We start from the raw sequence: 2,346 nt of genomic DNA, 5'->3' as shown, positions 1-2,346 counted from the left end.
TTGATGTATTAGACACTGCCGGTTCAGGCGCTGCTGGCGGGATGGGAGCTGCATTAATGGCTTTTGCTAACGCAAGTTTAAAGCCGGGGATAGAACTCGTACTAGAAGCGGTTAAATTAAGCGAAGATATGCAACAAACGGATTTAGTGATCACAGGTGAAGGCCGTATTGACCATCAAACAGTTTTTGGTAAAACCCCGATGGGAGTAGCTAAAGTCGCCAAACAATTTGCTATTCCAGTAATCGGTATCGCTGGCAGTTTAGGAAAAGATCACCAAGCTGTTTATGAATGTGGCATAGACGCTGTTTTTGCAGCAGTACCAGGCGCAATGACATTACAGCAAGCTTTTACAGATGCTAAAGTAAACGTAGAAAATGTCGCAGAGAATATTGCTCAACTGTGGGCGCTTAAAGGTTAATAAGTAAATAAGTTAATAAGTCAGTGTGCTATTTTCTGATAGCACCCTTTAATACCTTTTAGTTTATAGTTTTTGATTTTTTAAATACTGAATAATATAAAGATTTAAAGTATTGTCGACGCTCATTTAATAAAATAAAGCATAAGGCAAAGTAAATACTTGGTTCTATCAGTCCAGACTTCACCGACCAATAATAATGTACAGTGCCTAATATTAACGCCACATACACCCATCTATGAAGAGTAAACCAAGCTTGTTTCATTCTTTTCCTAATAGCGTTGAGAGAGGTAATACTCAACAATAAAAGGATTGTTCCAGCGGCCATGCCTAAGGTTAGATAAGGTCGCTTAATGGTTTCTTCTATCAGTAACCCCACTTGCCAGTTTAACTCTAACCAGAGAAACGCGGTAAAATGTAAACAGATCCAAGCAAAACTATATAAACCCAATACTCTCTTTAGCCTTAATAATAAAGGTTGTTTAAAACGCTTAGCAAAAGGTGTAATCACTAACGTAATTAATAAGTAGTTCAGTCCTGTTTTACCAAGAAAGTGGATCATCTCTTTAACAGGATCAGCTCCTAAGCGATTACTATCAATCAATATATAAAAATACAGTAAAGTCGATAATGAAGCTAAGTGAATAATCGCTTTAATTAAGGTAATAGCTAATGGTGGAATCTTAAACATCTCTATACTCAGTGACCATTAAAAGTAACGAGACAAGTTAATGCCTTTGTACAAATCAGCCACTTCTTCTTCGTACCCATTAAACATTAAAGTTGGTTTTCTAGATTGTTGGAAAACATTACCTTCACCAATAAAACGTTCAGTTGCTTGACTCCAGCGAGGATGATCTACATTAGGATTCACATTTGCAAAGAAGCCATATTCATCGGGACCAATTGCTTGCCATGTATTAACAGGTGCTTTATCAGTCACTGTAATTTTTACTACTGACTTGATACTTTTAAAGCCATACTTCCATGGAACGACTAAGCGTATCGGTGCACCATTCTGTGGAGCTAAGGTTTTACCATATAAGCCAACCGACATCAGTACTAATGGATTCATCGCTTCAGCGATAGTCAAGCCCTCTACATAAGGAAAGTTAATACTTCCACCTACAAATCGTGACTTTTGACCGCGCATCTGTTCAGGGTCATAAACAGTTTCAAAACGAACAAACTTAGCATTAGACTTAATCCCCGTCTGTTTTAATAAACTGGCTAAGGTAAACCCTAACCATGGTATATTCATAGACCAGGCTTCTACACAACGCATACGGTATAAGCGCTCTTCTATCTCAAATTTCTTTAATAGATCTTCGTAATTCAAGGTAATTGGATTATCTACTAGCCCATCAATGGTTAATGACCATGGATCAACTTTGAATTGTTGACCGTATTCAGCAGGGTCACCTTTACCCGTACCAAATTCATAGAAGTTGTTGTATTCAAGGACTTTACTTTCTGGGGTCAAACTGGTTAATGATTGGAAGTTAGTATTTTTAGTAAAACTGAGCGGTGTACGCTGAAAAGTGCCACCTGCCTTTGCTTCATCACCGCTACTGGTAAAGATATCAAAAACACCGGCAGTGGCAGTTTTTGTAAAAGGTAGCGTTAACGCAGCAAGCCCCACCCCTTTCATTATATTTCGACGCTCTTTATAAACCGACTCACCAGTTATTTGTGATTCTTTTAACTGTGATTTTTTAGTGTGTTTAATAAGCATATCTTTTCCTCACTTAATTGAATCAAGATAGACCTATAAAACACACATAATATTTCATTTAATTACAAGTATCTTACAGATCGCATAATAATCTTAAGGATTGCTGGCCACTCGCCCAATATTTTCTTTCGAAAGGCGTAATAGCTTTCTCGGCACTATAGACATCGATCTGACTTTCAACATTAGCTAATACTA

General features: G+C 37.5%; 3 protein-coding genes and 1 pseudogene. 1 reads left to right on the top strand and 3 read right to left on the bottom strand.

The window, feature by feature from the left end:
- On the top strand, positions 1-419 hold a 419-nt coding region (locus tag DS885_RS01565), incomplete at its 5' end, for a glycerate kinase (RefSeq protein WP_113817651.1).
- 58 nt (positions 420-477) lie between these two features.
- On the opposite strand, the gene DS885_RS01560 is transcribed toward DS885_RS01565, so the two are convergent.
- The 3 genes and pseudogenes from DS885_RS01560 to DS885_RS17705 form a co-directional block, all read right to left on the bottom strand.
- Positions 478-1,107 carry a protein-methionine-sulfoxide reductase heme-binding subunit MsrQ gene (locus DS885_RS01560; RefSeq protein WP_113817650.1) on the bottom strand — a complete coding sequence of 210 codons (630 nt, stop codon included), beginning with the start codon at positions 1,105-1,107 and terminating at the stop codon, positions 478-480.
- A gap of 18 nt (positions 1,108-1,125) precedes the next feature.
- A complete protein-coding gene (gene msrP / locus DS885_RS01555; protein WP_113817649.1) occupies positions 1,126-2,151 on the bottom strand; it encodes a protein-methionine-sulfoxide reductase catalytic subunit MsrP in 1,026 nt (341 codons plus the stop codon).
- A 73-nt stretch (positions 2,152-2,224) separates the two neighbouring features.
- Positions 2,225-2,346: pseudogene (locus DS885_RS17705) on the bottom strand (SAM-dependent methyltransferase); the annotation flags it as partial.

Origin of the sequence: Psychromonas sp. B3M02, from assembly GCF_003318165.1 — a bacterium.
Lineage (GTDB): Bacteria > Pseudomonadota > Gammaproteobacteria > Enterobacterales > Psychromonadaceae > Psychromonas.
Note: the sequence above shows the minus strand (reverse complement) of the source record. Positions and strands in the feature narration are given on the sequence as shown.

Bases quoted from the DNA above. Each gene is read 5' to 3' on its own strand.
- DS885_RS01560 (WP_113817650.1), bottom strand. From the start codon at position 1,107: ATGTTTAAGATTCCACCATTAGCTATTACCTTAATTAAAGCGATTATT.
- msrP (WP_113817649.1), bottom strand. From the start codon at position 2,151: ATGCTTATTAAACACACTAAAAAATCACAGTTAAAAGAATCACAAATA.